This is a genomic window from Burkholderia sp. LAS2 (genome assembly GCF_018417615.1).
Classification (GTDB): Bacteria; Pseudomonadota; Gammaproteobacteria; order Burkholderiales; family Burkholderiaceae; genus Burkholderia; species Burkholderia sola.
The window spans coordinates 3988097-4010966 of the sequence record NZ_CP071052.1 but is presented as its reverse complement, the minus strand read 5'-3'; the positions used below and the strand labels follow the sequence as shown (position 1 = coordinate 4010966).

Genomic DNA, 22870 nt, shown 5'->3' with positions numbered 1-22870 from the left:
ATGGCATTGCAATCGCTGGATATCAAGCGGGTCTCGGCCACCACGACGCCACCGCCCACGGTGCGCGAACCGGTGACCGGGAGCGTCGCGAAGCTGATCGACGTATCGAAGTGCATCGGCTGCAAGGCATGCCAGACGGCATGCATGGAGTGGAACGACCTGCGCGACGAGGTCGGCACCAACGTCGGCGTGTACGACAACCCGGCCGACCTGACCGAGCATTCGTGGACGGTCATGCGGTTCTCCGAATACGAGAACCCGGCGGGCGACCTCGAGTGGCTGATCCGCAAGGACGGCTGCATGCACTGCGAGGATCCGGGCTGCCTGAAGGCGTGTCCGTCGCCGGGCGCGATCGTGCAGTACAACAACGGGATCGTCGATTTCCACGAGGAGAACTGCATCGGTTGCGGCTACTGCGTGACCGGTTGCCCGTTCAACGTGCCGCGGATCTCGAAGAAGGATCATCGCGCATACAAGTGCACGCTCTGTTCCGACCGCGTCGCGGTCGGCCAGGAACCGGCCTGCGTGAAGACCTGCCCGACGGGCGCGATCGTGTTCGGCACCAAGGAGGACATGAAGCAGCACGCGGCCGAGCGGATCGAGGATCTGAAGGAGCGCGGCTTCGAGCATGCGGGGCTGTACGACCCGCAAGGCGTGGGCGGCACGCACGTGATGTACGTGCTGCACCATGCGGACAAACCGTCGCTGTATCACGGGCTGCCCGACAACCCGTCGATCAGCCCGATGGTGAAGCTGTGGAAGGGCATCGCGAAGCCGCTGGCGGTGGCCGGCCTCGCGCTGACCGCGCTGGCCGGCTTCTTCCACTACACGCGGGTCGGTCCGAACGAGGTCGCCGACGACGAGGAAGCCGCCGCTCGCGACGAAGCGCGACGCATCAAGGAGGACGCGAAATGAACCACGACGACCCCAACCTGATCGTCCGCTACACGCCGAACGAGCGCACGAACCACTGGATCACCGCGATCACGTTCGTGCTGCTCGCGTTGTCCGGGCTCGCGCTGTTCCATCCGTCGATGTTCTGGCTGACCGCGCTGTTCGGCGGCGGCCAGTGGACGCGGATCCTGCATCCGTTCGTCGGCCTCGTGATGTTCGTGTCGTTCGCGATTCTCGTGGTGCGCTTCTGGCACCACAATGCGCTCGACGCGGACGACCGGCAGTGGCTCAGGCAGATCGGCGACGTGCTGACCAACCAGGAAGACAAGCTGCCGCCGGTCGGGCGCTATAACGCCGGACAGAAGCTGCTATTCTTCACGCTGGTGGCCTGCCTGCTGCTGCTCCTGCTGTCGGGCATCGTGATCTGGCGGCGCTACTTCTCGTTCTACTTCCCGATCGGGGTGATCCGCGCGGCCGCTGTCGTGCATGCCGTGGCGGCCTTCGTGCTGATCGCGAGCATCATCGTGCACATTTACGCGGCGTTGTGGGTGAAGGGTTCGATCGGCGCGATGGTGCGCGGCACCGTCACGCTGGGCTGGGCCCGCAAGCATCACCCGAAGTGGTTCCGTGAAAGCGTGAAGTAACGCAGCGGAGCGGGGCGGTACGCCGATTGCGGCGTGCTGTTCCGCCAACCGTCGGAATCGCCTGAGAGCGCCGATTCGTCGGCGCTTAGTTTGGGGGCTGTTTGCGCATGGAACGCGCATGCGAATGCCCGAAATCGCTCGCAGGGCAAGGAGCGAGGAGCGCCGTTTGGCCGAGCCAAACAAGTGACGAGCGACGCCGCCCTGTGGGCGATTTCGGGCATTCCCCTAAAATGGATAATTAGACACGGGTTGCCACGAGAAGGGCCGCTCGCCACGTTGCGCTCCTTGCGAATACGCCAGTATTCGCTGCGTCGCGCGCCTCGCGAGCGGCCCTTCTCGTGGCAACGCATGCGCGTTCCATGCGCAAACAGCCCCCTTGGAAGAGATTTTCGTGACACAACGCATTCTGGAGCCGACCGAGATCTCGGCACTCGATCATTCGGCCATTCCGCGCTTTCGTCTGCCGGAGCGCGCGACCGCGTTCGCGGCGCGCGCCGCGCGGCTGCGCAAGCTTGCCGACCTGAACCCGATCAGCGGCTACCTGCGGCTGATGGCCACCGTCGCCGATGCGCAGCACGCGACGCTGCAGACGCTGGAGCTGCCGCTGCCGTCGAAGGAAGCGATCGCACGCGCGCAGGAACATTCGATGCCGCTCGTGCCGGCGCTCCACGGCGAGCGCGATTCGCGCTGGCGCGCCGTGCTGTATGAACTGCTCGACCGCGTCGAAAGCGCCGGGCTCGTCAATCCGCAGTTGGCGAAGCTGCTCGACCGGCTGCGGCTGATGGCGCCGGCCGAGCTCGACGCGCAGGCCGACGCGATCCTCGCGCTGCGCTTCGCCGAAGTCGATCCGGCCACCGCGCCGTTCCTGATGGCCGCGCTGCAGGTCGTGTGGACGGACCTCGCGAGCCGCGTGACGCCGACCGACGTTCCGTATCTCGACCAGCCGGGGCTGTGCCCGGTGTGCGGCACGCATCCGGTTGCGAGCGTCGTGCGGGTCGGCGGCCAGTATCAGGGCTACCGTTTCCTGCAGTGCGGGCTGTGCACGACCGAGTGGCACATGGTGCGCACCAAGTGCTCGCACTGCGATTCGACGAAGGGCATCGCGTATCACGGGATCGAAGGCGGCAGCGAAGCCGTCAAGGCCGAATCGTGCGACGAATGCAAGACCTATCGCAAGATCGGCTATCAGGAGAAGGACTACGAGTTCGAGCCGCTGGCGGACGATCTCGCGAGCCTCACGCTCGACCTGCTGATGAACGAGGCCGGCTACCAGCGCAGTTCGCCGAACCCGCTGCTGTGGCCGGACGTGTCGCGGGAAGCGGACTGAAGGCACGGGCCGGGGCGGTGCGCGAGCGTCGGCCCGGCCGACTTCGAAGCATGAGACTGGAGCGATAACGACGTGACCGAACCGGGTGTGAATGAATTGAATGCCGTGCTGGCGCGTGTGCCGTCGGTCGAGCGCGTGCTGTCGTCGGCGCCGCTGCAGCCGCTCGTCGCCGACTATGGCCGCACGCGCGTGCTGAATGCCGTGCGGGCCGAACTGGCACGCTGGCGCACGGCCGCGCAGCACGACCCCGCCGCGGCCGAGCCGCTCGACGAGCCGCGCATCGCCGCTGCCGTTGCGCATACGCTGGCCGCGCAGAGCGCGGGCGCGGTGCGGACCGTGTTCAATCTGACAGGCACCGTGCTGCACACGAACCTCGGGCGCGCGCTGCTGCCCGACGACGCGGTGCGCGCGGTGGTCGACGTGCTCACGCGGCCCGTCAACCTCGAATTCGATCTCGCCACCGGCCGCCGCGGCGATCGCGACGACCTGATCGACGCTCTGCTGTGCGAACTGACGGGCGCGGAAGCCGCGACCGTCGTCAACAACAACGCGGCGGCCGTGCTGCTGACGCTGTCGGCGCTCGCGACGAAGCGGGAAGTCGTCGTGTCGCGCGGCGAGCTGGTCGAGATCGGCGGGGCATTCCGCATTCCCGACATCATGAGCCGCGCCGGTGCGAAGCTGCGCGAAGTCGGCACGACCAATCGCACGCATCTGCGCGACTACGCGGACGCGATCGGCCCGCGCACGGCGCTGTTGATGAAGGTGCACTGCAGCAACTACGCAATCAGCGGCTTCACGAAGGAGGCGACGCTCGCCGAACTCGCGCCGCTCGCGCGCGAGCACGGCGTGCCGGTCGCCGTCGATCTCGGCAGCGGCACGCTGGCCGACCTGTCGCAATGGGGCCTGCCGCACGAGACGACCGTGCAGGAAACCGTCGCCGCCGGCGCAAACGTTGTCACGTTCAGCGGCGACAAGCTGCTCGGCGGCCCGCAGGCCGGCCTGATCGTCGGCGATCGCGCGCTCATCGCGAAGATCAAGAAGCATCCGCTCAAGCGTGCGCTGCGCGTCGGCAAGCTGACGCTCGCGGCGCTCGAACCGGTGCTGCGCCTGTATCAGTCGCCCGAATTCCTGCGCGACCGGCTCACGACGCTGCGCCTGCTGACGCGCCCGCAGTGCGAGATAGCCGACGCTGCCGAACGCGTGCGCCCCGCGTTGCAGGCTGCGTTCGGCAGCGGTTTCGACGTGACCGTCGAGCCGATGTTCAGCCAGATCGGCAGCGGCGCGCTGCCGGTCGACCAGTTGCCGAGCGCCGGGCTCGTGGTGCGCTCGGCGGACGGCAAGCGCAGCGGCCGCGCGCTCGCGCAGCTCGAGAAGCGGCTGCGCGAATGGCCGCGCCCGGTGATCGGCCGCATCGCCGACAATGCGCTGCGGCTCGACCTGCGCTGCCTCGAAGCGGCCGACGAAGCGGCGTTCGTCGCGCAATGCGTGCCGCTCGCGGGGCCCGCCGCATGATCGTCGGGACCGCGGGGCACATCGACCACGGCAAGACCACGCTCGTGCGTGCGCTGACGGGCGTCGACACCGATCGCCTGAAGGAAGAGAAGGCGCGCGGCATTTCGATCGAACTCGGCTACGCGTATACGCCGCTCGACAACGGCGACGTGCTTGGCCTGATCGACGTGCCGGGCCACGAGAAACTGATTCATACGATGGCGGCCGGCGCGTGCGGGATCGACTTCGCGCTGCTCGTGATTGCCGCCGACGACGGCGTGATGCCGCAGACGCGCGAGCATCTCGCGATCCTGCAACTGCTCGCCGTCACGCATGGCGCTGTCGCGCTGACGAAATGCGATCGCGTCGATGCCGCGCGCGTCGCCGAGGTGCGCGACGAGATCGCCGCGTGGCTGCACGACTCGACATTGGCCGGCGCGCCGATCTTCGAAACGCGTGCGACCGTGGCCGACGATCCGGGCGTCGCCGCGTTGAAGCAGCACCTCGCCGACGCGGCGATCGCGTGGCGCGCGCGTCGCGACGACGGGCTGTTCCGGCTCGCGGTCGATCGCGTGTTTACGCTTGCCGGGCAGGGCACCGTCGTGACGGGTACCGCGTTCGCGGGCCGCGTCGCGACGGGCGACACGCTCGCGATCGTGCGCACGGGCGGCGCGGCCCGCGTGCGCAGCATCCATGCGCAGAACCGGCCGGTCGAGGCCGGTCGGGCGGGCGAGCGTTGCGCGCTGAACCTGGCCGGCGTCGACAAGGCCGACGTCGAGCGTGGCGACACCGTCGCCGACGCGCGGTTCGTCGTGACGTCGCCGCGCCTGGACGTCGAGCTGACGCTGCTCGCGGACGCCGGGCTGACGCTGACCCACTGGGCGCCGCTGCATGTGCATCTCGGCACGCTGCATCGCGTGGCCCACGTCGCGCTGCTCGACGGCGACACGCTCGCGGCCGGCCAGCGGATGCGCGTGCAACTGGTGTTCGACGAGCCGGTGTTCGCGCTGCCGGGCGACCGCTTCATCGTCCGCAATCCGCAGGCGACGCGCACCGTCGGCGGCGGCCGGGTGCTCGATCCGTTCGGGCCGGCCCGCAAGCGCCGCACGCCTGCGCGTCGCGCGTGGCTCGATGCGCTCGCGGCGTGGCTCGACGAAGGGCGCGTCGATGCGCTGCTCGCGCAGGCGCCGCTCGGCATCGCGCGCGCGACGCTCACGCATCTGACGGGGTTCGCGCCGAATGTGCTGGCGTTGCCCGGCGATGCGCTGGCGATCGGGCAACGCGATGCCGCGCCGAACGAAGGCGCGGTGATTTCGCATGCGCACTGGCGTGCGTTGCAGACGCGGGCGGTCGAGACGCTGCGTGCGTACCACGAGCGCATGCCCGACGAGCAGGGGCTCGACGCCGCACGCCTGCGGCGGATGGCCGCGCCGCTCGCGAGCGATGCGCTGTGGCGCGCGCTCGTCGACGCCCTGGTGTCCGGCGGCGAAGTCGTGCGCAGCGGGCCGTGGCTGCATCTGCCGTCGCATTCGGTGAGCCTCGAGCCGCGCGAGGAAGCGCTGGCGCGGCAACTGCTGCCGCTGATTCACGCGGGGCGCTTCGATCCGCCGTGGGTGCGCGACCTGGCGCGCGACACGGGCGCGGCCGAGGACGCGGTGCGCGCGCTGTTGCGCAAGCTCGCACGCCGCGGCGACGTGCAGCAGGTCGTGCGCGACCTGTTCTATCATGCCGACGTCGCGCGCGAACTGGCGGAACTGGTCGCGCATCTCGCGCCGTCGCGCGGCGGCGGGCTCGATGCGGCGACGTTCCGCGATGCGACGGGGCTCGGTCGCAAGCGCGCGATCCAGATTCTCGAGTTCTTCGATCGGGTTGGGTATACTCGCTTCCACCGCGATCTTCACTACCTGCGGCCTGATAGCGGTTGGGTGGGTATTCAGGCGTAGGCGCTCGTCGTTCTTCGGTTTCTTTTTCCCACGGAAGGCATTCGTATCCGGTGGTACGGCTGGACTTCAAATCCAGTTGGGGGTGTCAGACACTCCTGGGTAGGTTCGACTCCTGCTGCCTTCCGCCATGCCGGGCTTCCGCGGCGTTCCTTGAGCTTCCTCTGAAAGTCCGCAAGCTGAGGGTTCGTACTGTGTCGAGCATGACCAGTCCAAGAACCTCCTGACTTACCATGACCTGATTCAGCAGTACATCAACCATGAGGAAGCCATCGAGTTCATGGCAGTCGGAGATCGCAAGTCTGAAGTTCCCGCTCAAACTCACGTCGGTGACGCAGGTGGACTCGAAGGTGAGCCCCGCGGTGCAGTTGGCAGACGTAATAATTGGAGCGACTATTGAGGCGGCCAACACGTTGAGAGGGCGTAAGGTAATCGGGCTGGATGCCGAGACGGTGATGGCGCTATATAGCGACGAGCAGATCATCCACCTATTGCCATCGCTGGACTTTGAAGAGCAAAAGCGTTTCAGGCAAGGCTCGCAAGGAGCTGAGCTGATCGATTGCATGGCGACTCATTTTCACCGATGATGGCGTCGACGGGGGTGTCAGGATTTCCGTGTTCAAGGCGGGTTGAGATTCACACGGATGGTCGAACGAATCGATCCTCGTAGAGGATCGCGAACTGGTTCATAGCCGTGTTCGAGTCACGTAGAGCAAATTAATTCTGTCACTCTAGAATCCATATGGTTCAAGGCGTCTGCCTCAAGCGAATCTGTCTTGTCGCGGGGGTTGTGCTGCCATTCGAAAAGCTTCATTGCAAGCGTCTGCAGATAACTTCTGTAATCTGCCTGTCTGTTTGCATTAAACGCCCCTGCGAAGGGCTCGGGTAAGCGGCCGCTGTGGAGCATGCCCGTTCAAACTCAGGTTTCGCACAACGCGTGATTGCCGCTGCCGGCGTCGCAGGGGAGTTGACACCGGTCTTCGCAGGCCGCGGCAAATGACAACTTTGCCTCGCAAACGGTGACACGTTCAATTTGGTGTGCGGCGCGTCACGCGGGTTACTCCACCACCTTGAACACGCGATTCTTATCGATCACGCCGGCTTTCGGTAATTTGCCATCGTCGTCAGCGGCGGGCCGCAGATGCCGATCGTCGAGCGCCGGCCCGGTATAACGGCTGCGCGGCCGGATCACCTTGCCGACGCGCAACTGCTCGATGCAGTGGGCGAGCAGCCCGACGCTGCGCGCGATCGAGAACAGCCCAAACGCCGCATCGCGGGGCAACCGAAGCTGCACCGACAACATCGCAAGCGCTACGTCGATGGTCGGCCGCAGGCCGGTGAGCGCCGTAACCTTGTCCACGAAGTGCGCGATCTCGGCCGGCGGGTCGAGTCGCGCAAGCAGCGCGGCCGCGCGCGGATCGCCGTCGGGGTACAGATGATGACCGAAGCCGGGAAGCGGGATCGCGGACCTCAGGTGATGATCGACGACGCGCTCGGCCCCCAATCGTTGCACGTCGTCGAACATCGCCCGCACGCGTCCCGACGCGTCGCCGTGCAGCGGGCCCGATAGCGTGGCGAGCCCTGTCAGCAGGCAGCCGGCCAGGGACGCACCGGTCGATGCCGTGATGCGCGCGGCGAATGCCGAACTCGTAATCTCGTGATCTGCGACCAGCACCATCGCGCAGCGCAGCAGGTCGGCGCCACGGCTGTCGAGCGCCCAGCCGGCCGCGAGCCGCTGATGGGTGCAGAGCGGGCCTGCGCTGGCATCGTCATGTGCGCCGAACGCGCGAGACACGATCGCGACGAGCTGCCCGGCCTCGGTGTGAAGCGCGCTGTCGAGGCGGCCGAGCGTCGAATGGCCGTTTGCGGCCAGCGTCGCGAGCATCGTGAACGCGCATTGCCGATCGGGCTCGCCGGGCGGCAGTGCGAGCGCCGGCGCATCGAACGACACGGGCGCGGTAGCCTGCCAAAGCAGCGCAGCCGTTTCCTCGAGCGTCGCGCTCTCGGCGAGTTGAATGCTGTCGCGGCCGCGATACCACGCGCGGCCCTTCGAGAACGTGGTGATGCCGCTATAGATGCACGGCTCGGCGCCGAAGATCGTGCCGGCCGCCAGCGCCGCCCGTTTGCGGCCGACCTGCTTCTTGCGGCACAGTGCGACCACGTCCTCGGCGCGATACAGGCTCCTGCGCGGATCGTCTGGATCCTGAATCACCGCGATGGTGCCGCGGCTCGCGTACGCATAGACGGTCTGCGCCCGCACACCGAGCCGCCGCGCCGCTTCTGTCAGGGTGATCCAGTTCTGCATGGGAGTCTTGATAAGGATGCGGCCGGTGCGTGGCCGCGTGCGCCGACTATAGACCGGGTTCAGTTGAATGTCATCTCGGCCGGACGCCGCTCGAGCACTTCGACGAGGATGTCGCCAGGCGCGCGCACGAAACAGCAGCGCACGCCGGCGCGGACCCGCGCGATGGGCTGGACGATCTCGGCGCCGTTGTCGACCAGGTGCGGGTAAGCCGCGTCGAGATCATCGACCAGCACGCCGAAGTGATCGATTCCCTGCACGCGCGCGCCGTCCGGCGTGATTGCCGAATGCGCGTGCGGCAGCGCCGTGGTGAACAGGTTGATGTCACCGATCCGCAGGTCGACGCGACCGGGGCGTCGCACGATTTCGGCGTTCAGGCAGCGCGCGAACCAGGCGGCGGTGGCTTCGGCATCGGCCGAGCAGAGTTGCAGGTGATCCCATTTGAATTCAATCATGATGGTGGAGGGTCGAGTTGGGGAGTCAGCGCAAGGGCAGGTGGGCGGCACGAGCGCGGGTCAGAGTTCGATACGCGACAGCTTGCCGAGCAGCACCGAATACGACAGTGTGCCGACGAGACAGATCGCGCCCATCAGGTTCAGCGCCCAGAAGAAGCTGCCGGTGTGCTGCGTCACATAGCCGATCATCAGCGGCGTGGTCACGGCGGCGATATTCGCGGCGAGGCTCGTGATGCTGCTGGTAAGCCCGACATAGCGTTTGGGCGCGATCTCGGACACCGCCGCCCAGGACATCGAGCCGATGCCCTGCGCAAAGAACGCGACGGTCAGGACCGCGATTACCAGCGTGTTCGAATGCACGAAGTTGACCAGCACGATCGATGCGCCGAGGAAAGTGCCGATGACGAGCGGCGCCTTGCGCGATGACGACATCGACACACCGCGCCGGATGCAAAGATCGGACAAATAGCCGGCGATAAGGATGCCCAGCGTCGCGCCGATAAACGGCATCGCCTGGAACACGCCGACCTTGATCATCGACATGTGTCGCTCCTCGACCAGATAGGTCATGAACCAGGTCGTGAAGAACACGAGCAGCGTGTTGTTGCAGAACTTGCCGAGACAGATCGCGAGGACCTGCCGATAGCCGAGCAGACGCAGCGCCATGCGCCAGTCGAATGGATCGCGCGCCGTCACCACCGGGCGACCTTCGGTGATGTAATCCAACTCGGCTGCATTGACGCCGCGATGGCGCGACGGGTCGCGATAAAGCCGATACCAGACGACGCTGAACAGGACGCCGAACGTGCCTGTCGCGAAGAACACGGCGCGCCAGCCAAATGCCGACGAGATCCACAGCAGCAGGCCGGTGAAAAGCGGCGTGCCGATGTACTGGCCCATCACGTACACGCTCGTTGCGAAGCCGCGCTCCTGGACCGGAAACCACATCGTCACCGCACGCGCGTTCGACGGGAATGCGGGTGCCTCGAGCGCACCCATCGCAAGCCGCGAGCCGAGCAACATGTGGTAGCCGTGCGCAAGCCCCTGCGTCAGCGTCGCCAGCGACCAGCCGACGAGCGACAGCGCGTAGGCCACGCGCGAGCCCAGCCAGTCGGTGAGCACGCCCGCCGGCAGTAGCGCGATGGAGTAGGCGAGGCCGAACACGGCGAACAGCTCGCCCATCTGCACGCGCGTGAGCGCGAGATCCTTCGACAGTGCGGGCGCGACGATGCCGAGCGCGGAGCGGTCGACGTAGTTGAGAATCGTTGCCACGAGCAACATCGACAGTACGCCGTAGCGTACCCTCGAGCGTCTTGCGGCGCCTGCATGTGTGTCGAGCCGGCGTATGGCCGAAACGTGCTCTTCTGCGGTTTTCAATGTCGTCTCCAATTTTTATGTGGGGTGCGCCGGCGCACTTGCCGTGTGCGCGCGTGCGGTCAGCCGCGTCCGACGAAGGGCATCGCGCTCGCCATGATCGTCATGTTCAGAATGTTGGCTTTGAGCGGCAGGTTGGCCATCTGCACGATCGCACTCGCGACATGCGCAACGTCGACCCGCGGCTCGGGCGCGATGCGGCCGTCGGCCTGCAGCACGCCGCTGTCCATGCGTTCGGTGAGCGAGGTCGCGGCGTTGCCGATATCGATCTGGCCGCACGCGATGTTGAATGGGCGGCCATCCAGGGCAAGCGAGCGCGTGATGCCGAGGACGGCGTGCTTCGTGGCCGTGTACGCGATCGTGTTCGGGCGCGGACTGTGGGCGGAGATCGAGCCGTTGTTGATGATGCGCCCGCCTTGCGGCGTCTGACGCTTCATCTGGCGCCACGCGGCGCGGGCGCACAGGAACACGCCGGTCAGGTTGGTCGCGACCACGTCGTTCCAGAATTGCAGCGTGTAATCGTCGATCGGCACGGCGCCGGCGTTGCGGCCCGCGTTGTTGAACAGCACGTCAAGGCGCCCGAACGTGTGTACGATCTGTGCGAAGCTCGCGTCGACCGATGCTTCGTCGGACACGTCGGTTGGAATTGCCGCTGCCACGCCCCCGGCCCGCTCGATGATCTCTTGCGTCCCGAGGAGCGGATCGATGCGCCGACCGAGCAGCGCGACGCTGAAACCTGCTTGCGCGAGCGCTACCGCAGCGGCCTGTCCGATGCCGGTGCCGGCGCCCGTCACCGCCGCGATCTTTTTTCCTGTCTGCATTTTCACGACCTCGTGTTCGGTTCGTTGAGCATGAGAAAAGGATTGCGCGGCGGCGACGCCGCAGCAATCTTGATTCGTTCAATCAACATCAACTGCCCCGTCCTGACGGGCGCAAATCAGGGTTTTCCTGAGTTCGTGGCGGTGACGCGCGCGCGCTGCCGCTGCCTCGCACGACGGGGAAATGCCCGGAGGCGTTCGGGCCATCCGGCGGCGCGCACGGCCGTGCGGACATGTTGATCGAATCAATCAAGATTGACCCGCGCCGACCGCGATTCGTAGGCTGTGCTCCGTTATCCGAACCAAGGACGAGACCATGCCTGACAACAATCGCACCCAGCTGCTGGTTGCGCGACGCGTTCCCGCTACGGTGGCCGCGCGCGCGGCAGCCGAATTCAACGCCTATGTGACGGACGCCGACATGGACGCGCCATCCGTCGTCGAGTTCTGCAACCGCTATCAGACGCCGGCGGTGCTGATCGGCAAGAAATCAGGACTGCAGGCCGAGCACATTGCGGCATTGCCGTCGAGCGTGAAGATCATCGCGAACGCGAGCGCCGGCTACGACCACATGGATGTCGCCGCCGCACGCGCACGCGGAATCGTGGTCAGCAACGCACCCGACGCGCTGACCGACTGCACGGCCGATTTCACGATGCTGCTCGTTCTGGCCGCGTGCCGGCGTGCATCGGAATACGAGCGCATCGTGCGCGCGGGGTGGGGCAAGTCGTTCGGCATGACCGACATGCTCGGCACGCGCGTGAACGGCAAGACGCTCGGGATCGTCGGTTTCGGCCGGATCGGCCGCGCGGTCGCCCAGCGCGCACGCGGGTTCGGGATGAAAATCGTCTATACCGATCGGCGGCCGGCACCGCTGGAGATCGAGGCCGGCGCGCGCTATTGCGCGGATCTCGACACGCTGCTGTCGCAGTGCGACATCCTCACGTTGCACGTGCCGGGCGGCGGCACGCCGTTGATGACGCGCCGCGAGTTCGGTTTGATGCGCGACGGTGCGGTGTTCGTCAACGCGGCGCGTGGAAGTCTCGTCGACGAGGATGCGCTTTACGACGCGTTGACCTCGCATCGGCTGTTCGCCGCGGGCCTTGATGTTTATTGGAACGAGCCCAACATCGATCCGCGCTTTGCCACACTCGACAATGTGTTTCTGTCGCCGCACATGGCGAGTGCGACCATCGAGACGCGCGACCAGATGGGGCTTACCGCGCTCGACAATGTCGCGGCCGTGCTTGACGGGAGGAGAGCACCGAACGCGCTGTGATGATGGCGGCCGCACGCTGGTCCATGCCGGGGTATCCGATCGCGGGACCACCGGCAGTCGGCGCGTCGTTACTTCAACAACCGCTGCGCCATCAGCACGTCGTACGCGGCCTTGAACGGGCGGACGCCCTGCGGAATGCCCGAATAAGCAGCCGGATGCACGAGCGTCGCTTTTGTCTCGTCAAGGGAGGAGGGACATCGGACGCCCTGATGTCGATGGTTGCAGTGTTTTCTCCTAGAACTCGCCTGATGCGACTACTCCACGCCTCCGCTTCTGGGTTCCATGAAACATTGAATTCCGCCTTCTCCGTTCGATTTGTGTCATAAGATGTCGCATAACACGTGGATGTGAGCCATCCTTGTAAACACGCGGAAAGTAGTTGGAGATAGGTTGCACAACGACGACACTCGTTATACGATGACTGACTAATTTGGCGGCCGACGGCATGCAGCCGAACGGTCTCGCACTGCTGCCGTCGTCCGTCACATCGCATTTTCCGCCGTCGGCCGCATCCATGCCCCCGACCCTCCGCACCGGGAATACGTTCGTGAAAATCGTCGCCATCGAAGTCATTCGCCTTTCGCTCGCATTCGATGCGGGCCGCCGTCCCGTCGCCGCAGTTGAACCGGCCGCCGCGGACTCGTATAACGCCGCAGACCGCTCGCTGCGCCGCATGGAGTCGCTGCTGGTCAGGCTAACCGATGACGCAGGGCGCGTCGGCTGGGGCGAAGCATTCGGTCATATGGTCAATCCCGTCACGTTCGCCGCGCTCGAAGGCCCGGTCGGCCGCTGGTTCAAGGGCGCCGAATTCGAGCCTACACGGCACGGGATCGCCGCATTGCGTGACGCGGCCGATCGCGCGTTGCATGCGTTCGGGCGCACCGGACCGGTGCTGTACGCGTTGTCCGCGATCGACACGGCGCTGCACGACCTCGCCGCGCAGGCGGCCGGCGTGCCGCTGTATCGCTGGCTCGGCGGCCATCGCAACGAGATCGATGTGTATGCGAGCCTGGTCAGCTACGACAACGACCCCGATGAAGTCGCGCGCCACGTGCGGCGGGCGTCGGACGAGGGGTTCCGGCGCATCAAGCTGCACGAGACGCAACGTGCGGCCATCGCTGCCGCGCGCGCGGCACTGCCGGCCGGCAGCGAACTGATGGTCGACGTGAACTGCCCGTGGGCGGCGAGCGACGCGCTGCGGCATGTGAGCGAGCTGGCCGACCTGCGGCTCGGCTGGATCGAGGAACCGGTGTGGCCTTGCGACGACGCGGGCGGCATCGCGCGCGTGCGCGGCGCCGGCGTGCCAGTCGCGGCGGGCGAGAACGCGTCGGGTGTCGCGGGCTTTCGCGACCTGTTCGAACACGGGGCGCTCGACGTCGCGCAGCCAAGCATCGCGAAGATCGGCGGACCGACCGGTATCGCGGAAGTGATCGCGCTTGCGGCGGAGCACGGCGTGCGCGTCGTGCCGCACTGTTTCTACTACGGAGCGGGGCTGCTGGCGACCGCGCACGTGGTCGCGGCGCTGCCCGACGATGTCGCGCTAGAAATTCCCTATCTCGACTGGCCCGAGCGGTTGCATGACGCGCAGCGGCCCGGGGCGCGGGTGCGCTTGCCCGATGTGCCCGGGCTTGGCTTCTTGCCAGACGAAGCGGTGCTGGAGCGCAACACGATTGCGCACGCGACCATCGGTTGAACGCAGGAGGCGTGCGCATGGCGCACGCATCTGAAGCCGTCGCCGATGTGGCGGCGCAATCGGAAACCATGAAGCCGGGCGGATGCGCAGGCACTTGCCCGGCTCGACAGGAGACAACATGAAAACGCGTTACCGCTGGTGGATCGGCGCGCTGCTGTTCGGCGCCGGTATGCTGAATTATCTCGATCGCGCGGCGCTGTCCGTCGTCGCGCCGATCATCAAGCGTGAACTCGGCATCGACGACGCGCAGATGGGCATCCTATTCAGCAGCTTCTTCATCGGCTACTGTGTGTTCTGCTTTGTCGGCGGCTGGGCCGCGGACCGGTTTGGGCCCCGGCGCGTGTTCGCGTGCGCGGCCGGCGTGTGGTCGCTGTTCTGCGGCGCGACCGCGCTGGCCGGATCGTTCGCGCATCTACTCGTGGTGCGTGTCGCGTTCGGGATCGGCGAAGGGCCGATGGGGACGACCACCAACAAAGCGATCTCGAGCTGGTTTCCGCGCCGCGAGGCGGGACGCGCGGTCGGCTGGACCAATGCCGGGCAGCCGCTCGGCGCGGCGATCGCGGCGCCGATCGTCGGTCTCGTCGCGCTGCAGTTCGGCTGGCGCGTGTCGTTCGTCGTGATCGCCGCGCTCGGCTTCGTGTGGCTCGCCGCGTGGTGGGCGTTGTTCCGCGACGATCCGGCCAGCCATCCGCGCGTGTCGCCGGAAGAGGCGCGCGAGATCGCATCCGACCGGACGATCGACGTCGCACCCGATGCGCATGCGGACGATCGTGCCGTGCGTCCGCTACTGCGCGATCTGTTGTCGCGGCCGGTGCTCGGCGTCGCGCTCGCGTTCTTCAGTTTTAACTACGTGCTGTACTTCTTCCTGTCGTGGTTGCCGAGCTACCTGACCGACTACCAGCATCTGAATATCAAGCAGATGAGTGTCGTCGGAATCCTTCCGTGGCTCGGCGCGACCGTCGGGTTCGTGGCCGGCGGCACCGTGTCGGATCGCATCTACCGCCGCACCGGCGACGTGCTGTTCGCGCGCAAGATCGTGATCGTCGTTGGGCTCGCGGTCGCGGCGGCCTGCGTGCTGCTGGCGTCGCGCGTGAGCTCGCTCGGCGCGGCCGTCACGCTGATCGCGATCGCGAGCCTGTTCGCGTTCATGGCGCCGCAGGCTTGCTGGTCGCTGCTGCAGGAAATCGTGCCGCGCGAACGTGTCGGCTCGGCGGGCGGGTTCGTTCACCTGCTTGCAAATCTGGCGGGCATCCTGTCGCCAAGCGTGACCGGCTGGCTCGTTCAGTATGGCGGTGGGTATGCGAGCGCGTTCGTGCTCGCGGGTGCATCGGCGCTGGCCGGTGCGGTGATCCTGACGTTCACGGTGCGCGCGCGGGCCGTTGTGCAGATGCGCGGGGCTGCCTGACGATGTACTCCGTTGAACTAGCAACGCGGGAGTGGGTGAGACCTGATTTAATCATCATCGGTTGATGAAACCGCTCGGCTATACCCAGGCCGCCAAAACCGGGACAAACTGCCATCGCCAACTTGGAACAGCCACCGCTGAATCGGCATCAAGTTAAACCAACCAGCCTCCCCGGTTTCCCGGGGCGGTTCAGGCCGTGTGGAACATCCTGGAAAATAAAGACACCTACCAGAGCCGCACGACTTTATTCGAGCTGCAGGCGCGAACTTCATTGAGGCGGGGGGGGGCGGTCCTTAAAACGACGCTGGATAGAGCAGGGCAAGCCAACATGGCATCAACCTTCAGGGGTTGTAAAACTGGGGCGGACCATAGATTTATTTTCGCTTACGGTTGCCCGAACTGTCGCAGCAACTCGAAGCCTGTCCCTCCGCCCCAAGGGCTATCAAGGTCGAATCCAGTGGCAAACTTTCTAACGTCTGTCGGTTCATAACTTGCATAAATGAACTGATTGGCGTACTGTGGAAGGGCCGTTGAGGGAAACTGCGTTGGACAGCACGGATCGAGACGTACAGGAAACTGCCATCATGTGGCATTGCGCTGGGCCCGCGGTGATGCTCGGCACGGTTCTGAAGACGTGGGGCTCGACGCCTCGCCCGATCGGCGCGATGGTCGCGCTGCGTGACGACGGTGCAGTGAAGGGTTCCGTATCGGGCGGGTGTCTCGAGGACGATCTGATCGAGCGCGTGTGGCGCGTCGGATTTTCGGGCTCGACGCCGACTGTCGTAACCTACGGCCTCTCGGCGGACGACGCCCATCGCTTCGGCCTTCCGTGCGGCGGCACGCTGATGATTCTCGTGGAACCGGTCCGGGTATCGTCGCGCCTTGACGAGGCGCTGGAATGGGTCAGGCGTGGCCGGGTAGTGATCCGCAACGTGAATGCCAATACCGGCGAAGCCGCCGTGAGGCCGACCGATTCGGCGGCCCCGACCTCGTTCGACGGCGTGTCGTTGCGCGCATGTTACGGACCGAGCCATCGCCTGCTGATCATCGGTGCAGGGCAACTGTCCGAATATGTTGCGCGGGTGGCGGTGGCGCTGGGCTATCGCGTCATCGTTTACGACCCGCGTGAAGAGTACCTCGGGGAATGGTCTGTGGCTCATACCGAAGTATTTCGCGAAATGCCCGACGACCTGATCGAGCGAGTCGGCCTGGATCCGAACACGGCCGTGGTTGCGCTGACGCATGATCCGAAGATCGACGACCTGGCGTTGATAGAGGCGCTCAAATCCCCGGCATTCTATGTGGGAGCGGTCGGCTCGCGTGCGAATAACGCGAAGCGTCGGGAACGGCTCAAGCTGTTTGACTTGACCGACACACAGGTTGCAGCGCTTCATGGTCCGATCGGGCTTCACGTCGGTGCCGGAACGCCGCCGGAGATCGCGGTGGCTATCATGGCGGAGATGACTTCGCACCGGGACGGTGTGCTGGTCGTGCAGGCGCACGCGCTGCGCGATGCGCCGTCGGTGCCGCAACGGAGCGAATAGGCACGCGCGTACCTGTGTGGCGTTGTGTGAATGGCAGATAAAATTTTCGATGAACTTATGGCTAAACCCACCATGCTCGAATCGTCGAGCCACAGTGCGTCGGATGCACGTTTTGCATCGATCGAGCGCTATTCATCAGTTGCGAGAACAGTCGAGATACTGTCGGATGCGTGGGGATTTCTGGTTCTGCGGGAGTGTTTTTTCGGCGTCAGGCGATTCGAGCAGTTCCAGAGCATCCTGCAGGTGCCGCGTACCACGCTGGTGGAGCGGCTCAAGAAATTCACGACCCTGGGCATACTGAAGAAACAGCTTCCGTCGACCGGCGGTGCCCGCTACGAGTACCGTTTCACGGAGCAGGGCCGCGACTTGTACGCGACGATGATCGCGCTGCTCGCCTTCGGCGACCGTTGGCTTGCGGGCGGCGCGCAGCCGCCGTTGAAACTGATTCACAAGACCTGCCAATGCGATTGCGCACCGCGCGTCGTGTGCTCGCACTGCCGCGCCGGCATTGACCCGAGGTCCGTCCACTATCGCGACGGGCCGGGAGCGGGCGGCGAGGAGCGTAGCATCGAACGCAAGCGCTCGCGCCGGAGTTCGGACGTGAGTGTCCTCGAGCGTATTCGGCCATGCTCGGTCGCGCGAACGTTGCAGATCATCGGTGACCGCTGGAGCTTCCTCGTGATCCGGGAATTCTTTTACGGTGTTCGACGCTTCGACGAGTTTCAGTCGCGCCTGGGTATCGCCACCAACATCCTGTCGGACCGACTGCAGCGACTCGTGGAGCAGGGTATCGCGGAGAAGCGGCTGTATCAGGAGAAGCCGAAGCGTTACGAGTACCGGCTGACCGAAATGGGCCGCGACTTGTATGGGCCGCTGCTGGTGATGATGGCCTGGGGTGACAAGTGGCTTTCGGGTGGCAAAGCACCGTTGAAACTTCGGCACCGGGAGTGCGACCACGATTTTCATGCAATCGTCGCATGCGACAAATGCGGTGCCGAACTCGATCCGCGTGAAATGTCATATGTGCTGCGATATGCGTTGCCGGTAGAGCTCGACGTCGCCTGACTCGCGCTTCTCGATGCCGCGTGGCGCCGGGGCGCGCGTACCGCGGCAGATCGATTCAACAGCATCGCGGTGGCTGTCTTCTTAGCCGGCCGGCCTGGCAGCCGGCTATGCGTCTCGTTCAAATCGCGCCGGGGGACCGCGCGCGTGGCGATTTGCCTCGTCATCTCCTTTTTCCCTTCGTCATGGTTTGGTGCGACTGGTCGACCGCACGTGTCGCCGGACGCATCCGGTCGCGCGCGGACTTGCCGCGTCCCGATTCGACCTTGCAGCAGACGTTAACCGTGTAAGCGTGCCCGGTACACAACCAAGAAGGTATCGGAAATGCAAGCGATATCTGCGCTGATGAATCCCTATTGGCACGGCCGCTCCTCCATGCGAAAGAGACGGCTGCATCCGCGCGGAATGCTTCAATACATCAGCCAATAACGGCTGGATAGCCGCGCGGCGTCTACATGACAAGTTGTCGAACAAGGGGCTTGCAAATCAGAATTTCGCTCACTATAGTCCACTTATGCAAGTTAGTTTGTCGTCACGACATCGTTGTCGATTCCGTGATTCCGTGATCGGGTGGAGGAGCAAAATTGAACGCATTTGAGTTTCAGTCGAACAGGTCTACGATCGTCGAGGCCGGCGCTTCGGCCCGCCTTGGGGAAATCGTCGGCCGGCTGGGCTGTCGCGCGGTCTTTCTCGTGACCGACCGCGGCATCGTCGATAACGGTCTGCTGAAACCGGCGCTTGATAGCCTCGAGGCAGCCGGCACGGCCGTTACGGTGTATGCGGACGTGCAGGCCGATCCGCCGGCTCACGTTGTGAATAGTGCGGCCGATGCGGCGGTGTCCGCCCGGGCCGACTGCGTGGTCGGTATCGGCGGCGGTAGCTCGCTCGACGTCGCGAAACTGGTGGCGCTTCTCGCGCGACGGACGGAAAAGCTCGACGCCGTTTACGGCGTGGGCGTCGCGAAAGGGCCGCGGCTGCCGCTGGTGTTGCTCCCCACGACTGCGGGAACTGGATCCGAGGTCACGCCGATTTCGATCGTGACAACCGGAGACGGAGAAAAGAAGGGTGTTGTCTCGCCGATACTGCTGCCGGACATCGCGGTGCTCGACGCGGATTTGACGTTGAGCTTGCCGCCCGCGGTCACGGCGGCGACGGGCATCGACGCAATGGTTCATGCGATCGAGGCATACACCAGCAAGCGCCTGAAGAATCCGGTCTCCGATTGCCTCGCGAAGGAAGCGCTTCGCTTGCTCGGCGCAAACATCGGCGAGGCTTGTGCCAACGGCACCAATCGCGACGCACGCCAGGCAATGCTGCTCGGCGCAATGCTGGCCGGCCTGGCGTTTGCTAATGCGCCCGTAGCAGGGGTGCACGCGCTGGCCTATCCGGTGGGTGCACGCTTTCATGTTCCGCACGGGCTGTCGAACTCGCTCGTTCTGCCGGCGGTCATGCGTTTCAACCTCGATGCCGCGGCCGACTGGTATGCGGAGCTTGCCGCCGTTCTGATGCCCGACGTCACGGGAAATACCGGTGCGCGTGCGAACGCACTGGTCGAGCGGCTGACTGCACTGCCGAAGGCGCTCGGCTTGCCGACGCGGCTGTCTGACGTCGGTATCAGCCGCGGCGATATCGCGACACTGGCGGAAGACGCGATGCGTCAAACCCGTCTGCTCGTGAACAACCCGCGCGAGATTTCCCTTCAGGATGCGGCTGCGCTCTACGAGGAGGCTCTGTGACCCAGAAAAAAATGCCGTCGCGTCGCGCCCAATATCCGCACTTCAGCGCCATTCAGACGCGCTGGTCCGACAACGATTCCTACGGGCACGTGAACAACGTCGTCTATTACGCGTACTTCGATACGGCGGTCAATCGGCATTTGATTGAACGTGGCGTGCTCGATATTGCAACCAGCCCGATCATCGGGCTCGTGGTCGACACGCGTTGCACGTACTTCTCGTCGATCGGCTTTCCCGACGTCGTCCATGTCGGCATGAAGGTCGTGCATCTCGGCAACAGTAGCGTGCGCTACGAGATCGCGCTGTTTCGCAACGATGCCGACATGGCTTCGGCGATCGGCGAGTTCGTACACGTCTATGTCGATCGGGCAACGAACGGTCCGGTGCCGATTCCGAACGATGTCCGGCAAGTCTTGCGGTCGTTGATGGCCTGACGCGCCGGTCACAACAGGTGTCCTGGAGGAGAGAACAAATGGAAATGGCAGGAGAGGCACGGTTGCAGGCATCCCGCGAGACCGTGTGGAACGCGCTCAACGATCCGGCGGTGCTGCAGGCCAGCATCCCGGGGTGCGAAGTGCTCGAGAAGAGTGCCGACAATGAATTTACCGCGACGGTGGTGTCGAAGGTCGGGCCGATCAAGGCGCGGTTCGCCGGCAAGGTGACTTTGTCTAATATCGCCGCCCCCGTCAGTTACACGCTGACGGGTGAAGGGTCCGGCGGCGCGGCAGGCTTCGCGCGTGCTGACATCGACGTGGCGCTCGAAGCGCTGGAGCAGGATGTCACGCTGCTTCGATACGGCGTCAAGGCGAACGTCGGCGGCAAGCTGGCGCAGTTGGGCTCGCGAATGATCGATGCGGCGGCGCGCAAGTCGGCCGATGATTTCTTCGATCTGTTCGCGAGGCAGGTCGGCACGAAAGTGGCCAATGGCGAACAGGAGGCGTCGTCATCGACGATGGGCGTCGATGCACTGATGGCGGCTGTGTCGATCGAGCGTCCGCTCGTTGCGCCGGCTCACGCGGAATTGGCCATCGCCGCCGAACCCGCGGCGCCGCGGCAACGCGTGGAATCCGTCGGCAGCGCTGCGCCGCAGGCTCGCTCCTCCGGGGCGGACGGCGCACCCGCGATCCCGTTGGCCGATCTTCAGTCGGAGGTGACGGATGCGTTGATGACCGAGAAGATCAAGGTGTGGATCTCCGATCAGATCGCGGTCGTCACCTTGAACCGACCGCGCAGCCGCAACGCGATGACATACGGGATGTGGCTCGCGATGCCATCGATTATGGCCGCGCTCGAACGAAATCCCGAGGTGCGGGCCGTGTTGCTGACAGGCGCGGGCGACGACTTCTGTGCAGGCGCCGACATCTCCGAGTTCGAGAAAGTGCGCGCCGACGCTGGCCAGGCGAACGCGTACGAGATTGCGGTGGATGCGTGCTGCGATGCGATCGCGAACATCTCGAAGCCGACCATTGCCGTATTGCGGGGCTACTGCCTGGGCGGAGGCGCGCATCTGGCGATGTCGTGCGACTTCCGCTTCGCGGCACCAGACGCCACGTTCGGCATTCCTGCGGCGCGCCTTTCCATCATCTACGGCGTGCGTGGGACGCGCAAGCTGTTGTCGCTGGTGGGGCTGTCGCAAGCGAAGAAGATTCTGTACGGCGCAGAGCGATTCGATGCGCGTGCGGCGCGCGACATCGGATTCGTGGACCGGATCGCCGGAGACGACGCGCAGGTCGCGCCGCTCTCATGGTGGCAGCGTGTGAGCGGCGCTAAGCCGCGCGCAAGGACGAGCGATCCGATGGCCGATGCGCGCGTGTTCGCGAGAACGATGGCGGCGAACGCGCCGCTGAGCCTGGCGGGTGCGAAATACCAGCTGAACGGGATGGCGATGGGCACCGGCGCGCTCGATCTCGATCGAGCCGAGGCGATGATCGCGGCGGCAGCCAGCAGCGACGACTATCGGGAAGGCCGGGCCGCGTTCGCGGAAAAGCGCTCGGCGAAATTCCAGGGACGTTGACGGAGGAACCGATGAAACCGGCACCGTTTGACTATTGTTGCCCGGACTCCGTCGACGAGGCGATCGCCGCGCTGGCGGCCTGCCGCGGCGATGCGAAATTGATGGCCGGCGGCCAAAGCCTGATGCCGATGCTGAATTTTCGGGTGGTGCGTCCCGCGCTGATCGTCGACATCCGCAAACTGGTCGAGCTCGACTACGTGCGCGAGCGTGAGGACGGCGGACTCGCGGTGGGTGCGCTGACGCGTCACCGCGTGCTGGAGACGTCGCGCCAGGTTGCCCGACATTTTCCGATCATTCCTGACACGATGCGCCATGTCGCCCACCTCGCGATCCGAAATCGCGGCACGATCGGCGGAAGCCTGTCGCATGCCGATCCGGCCGCGGAGTTGCCGATGCTGGCGCGATTGCTGGATGCGACGATCGTCACGCGTTCGCCCCGCGGCGAGCGCAGGATTGCGGCGGCCGATTTCTTCATCGCGCCACTCACGACGATGCTCGACGATGACGAGATGGTCGTTCGCGTCGATTTTCCGGGCGTGAAGCCCGGGACCGGCTGGTGTTTCGAGGAATTCTCGCGTCGCGCAGGCGACTTTGCGCTGGCCGCCGTGGGCGTACTGCTGGATGTCCGCGACGGCGTGATTCACGATGCGCGCGTCGCGATGATGGGAGTAGGCGACACGCCGTTGCGGCGCAGTGACTCGGAAGCGATCCTGCTCGGCAAGCAGTTGTGCGACGCGCTCGTGGATGAGGCGGCGGAAATCGCCTGTGACGGACTGTCTCCCGCCATGGATCTGCATGCTTCGCCGGCGTACCGCCGCCATCTCGCGGGTGTGCTCGCGCGGCGCGCGATACGCAGCGCATGGCGCCGTGCTTCAGGAGTCGCGCAATGAAC

19 protein-coding genes and 1 tRNA gene are annotated in these 22870 nt (G+C 65.4%); 16 read left to right on the top strand and 4 right to left on the bottom strand.

The genetic code is table 11. The features are described 5' to 3' along the window. The 7 genes from fdxH to JYG37_RS18435 all read left to right on the top strand — a co-directional run bounded on the left by fdxH (position 1) and on the right by JYG37_RS18435 (position 6883). A complete protein-coding gene (fdxH, locus tag JYG37_RS18465; protein ID WP_050011255.1) occupies positions 1 to 915 on the top strand; it encodes a formate dehydrogenase subunit beta in 915 nt (304 codons plus the stop codon). Beyond that, positions 912 to 1538, top strand: coding sequence for a formate dehydrogenase subunit gamma (locus tag JYG37_RS18460; RefSeq protein ID WP_089489179.1), 627 nt, complete (start codon positions 912 to 914; stop codon positions 1536 to 1538). The genes fdxH and JYG37_RS18460 overlap by 4 nt, the downstream gene beginning before the upstream one ends. Positions 1539 to 1929: 391 nt before the next feature. After that, positions 1930 to 2865: a formate dehydrogenase accessory protein FdhE gene (gene fdhE, locus JYG37_RS18455; protein WP_176015415.1), complete on the top strand. Its 936-nt coding sequence runs from the start codon at positions 1930 to 1932 to the stop codon at positions 2863 to 2865. Between the two features lie 72 nt (positions 2866 to 2937). Then, positions 2938 to 4377: an L-seryl-tRNA(Sec) selenium transferase gene (gene selA / locus JYG37_RS18450; protein ID WP_050011252.1), complete on the top strand. Its 1440-nt coding sequence runs from the start codon at positions 2938 to 2940 to the stop codon at positions 4375 to 4377. After that, positions 4374 to 6299, top strand: coding sequence for a selenocysteine-specific translation elongation factor (selB, locus tag JYG37_RS18445; protein WP_176015414.1), 1926 nt, complete (start codon positions 4374 to 4376; stop codon positions 6297 to 6299). Before selA ends, selB begins: the two co-directional genes overlap by 4 nt. A gap of 32 nt (positions 6300 to 6331) precedes the next feature. Then, positions 6332 to 6427 (top strand) — tRNA-Sec (locus tag JYG37_RS18440). 129 nt (positions 6428 to 6556) lie between these two features. Beyond that, positions 6557 to 6883 carry a hypothetical protein gene (locus tag JYG37_RS18435; RefSeq protein ID WP_249746009.1) on the top strand — a complete coding sequence of 109 codons (327 nt, stop codon included), beginning with the start codon at positions 6557 to 6559 and terminating at the stop codon, positions 6881 to 6883. Between the two features lie 470 nt (positions 6884 to 7353). Here JYG37_RS18435 and JYG37_RS18430 read toward each other — a convergent pair whose 3' ends face one another. The 4 genes from JYG37_RS18430 to JYG37_RS18415 form a co-directional block, all read right to left on the bottom strand. Continuing rightward, a complete protein-coding gene (locus tag JYG37_RS18430; RefSeq protein ID WP_124630516.1) occupies positions 7354 to 8601 on the bottom strand; it encodes a citrate/2-methylcitrate synthase in 1248 nt (415 codons plus the stop codon). 59 nt (positions 8602 to 8660) lie between these two features. Continuing rightward, complete coding sequence (locus JYG37_RS18425; protein WP_124630560.1) at positions 8661 to 9053, bottom strand: VOC family protein; 393 nt, start codon at positions 9051 to 9053, stop codon at positions 8661 to 8663. Positions 9054 to 9113: 60 nt separating this feature from the next. Further along, positions 9114 to 10400, bottom strand: coding sequence for an MFS transporter (locus tag JYG37_RS18420; protein ID WP_213346116.1), 1287 nt, complete (start codon positions 10398 to 10400; stop codon positions 9114 to 9116). Between the two features lie 89 nt (positions 10401 to 10489). Further along, complete coding sequence (locus tag JYG37_RS18415) at positions 10490 to 11248, bottom strand: SDR family oxidoreductase (RefSeq protein ID WP_050011248.1); 759 nt, start codon at positions 11246 to 11248, stop codon at positions 10490 to 10492. Between the two features lie 313 nt (positions 11249 to 11561). Here JYG37_RS18415 and JYG37_RS18410 point away from each other — a divergent pair, with 313 nt between their 5' ends. The 9 genes from JYG37_RS18410 to JYG37_RS18370 all read left to right on the top strand — a co-directional run bounded on the left by JYG37_RS18410 (position 11562) and on the right by JYG37_RS18370 (position 22868). Further along, a complete protein-coding gene (locus JYG37_RS18410; RefSeq protein WP_050011247.1) occupies positions 11562 to 12524 on the top strand; it encodes a 2-hydroxyacid dehydrogenase in 963 nt (320 codons plus the stop codon). A 547-nt stretch (positions 12525 to 13071) separates the two neighbouring features. Next, positions 13072 to 14217 carry a mandelate racemase/muconate lactonizing enzyme family protein gene (locus JYG37_RS18405; RefSeq protein WP_050011397.1) on the top strand — a complete coding sequence of 382 codons (1146 nt, stop codon included), beginning with the start codon at positions 13072 to 13074 and terminating at the stop codon, positions 14215 to 14217. Positions 14218 to 14335: 118 nt separating this feature from the next. Further along, entirely contained in the window at positions 14336 to 15622 is a 1287-nt protein-coding gene (locus tag JYG37_RS18400) for an MFS transporter (protein ID WP_089489185.1), read from the top strand. A gap of 545 nt (positions 15623 to 16167) precedes the next feature. Further along, positions 16168 to 17166: an XdhC family protein gene (locus JYG37_RS18395; protein ID WP_213345699.1), complete on the top strand. Its 999-nt coding sequence runs from the start codon at positions 16168 to 16170 to the stop codon at positions 17164 to 17166. A 57-nt stretch (positions 17167 to 17223) separates the two neighbouring features. Further along, the gene (locus tag JYG37_RS35080; protein WP_213345698.1) at positions 17224 to 18231 is read left to right on the top strand and encodes a winged helix-turn-helix transcriptional regulator; all 1008 of its coding nucleotides are present in this window, start codon (positions 17224 to 17226) and stop codon (positions 18229 to 18231) included. 581 nt (positions 18232 to 18812) lie between these two features. Then, on the top strand, positions 18813 to 19964 hold the full coding sequence (locus JYG37_RS18385; protein WP_213345697.1) for an iron-containing alcohol dehydrogenase: 1152 nt from the start codon (positions 18813 to 18815) through the stop codon (positions 19962 to 19964). 11 nt (positions 19965 to 19975) lie between these two features. Further along, positions 19976 to 20398, top strand: coding sequence for an acyl-CoA thioesterase (locus JYG37_RS18380; RefSeq protein WP_050011242.1), 423 nt, complete (start codon positions 19976 to 19978; stop codon positions 20396 to 20398). Between the two features lie 38 nt (positions 20399 to 20436). Then, positions 20437 to 21978: an enoyl-CoA hydratase-related protein gene (locus JYG37_RS18375; protein WP_213345696.1), complete on the top strand. Its 1542-nt coding sequence runs from the start codon at positions 20437 to 20439 to the stop codon at positions 21976 to 21978. A gap of 11 nt (positions 21979 to 21989) precedes the next feature. After that, positions 21990 to 22868 (top strand): FAD binding domain-containing protein, encoded by an 879-nt coding sequence (locus tag JYG37_RS18370; RefSeq protein WP_124651339.1) that lies wholly within the window; start codon positions 21990 to 21992, stop codon positions 22866 to 22868. The last annotated feature ends 2 nt before the right edge of the window (positions 22869 to 22870 follow it).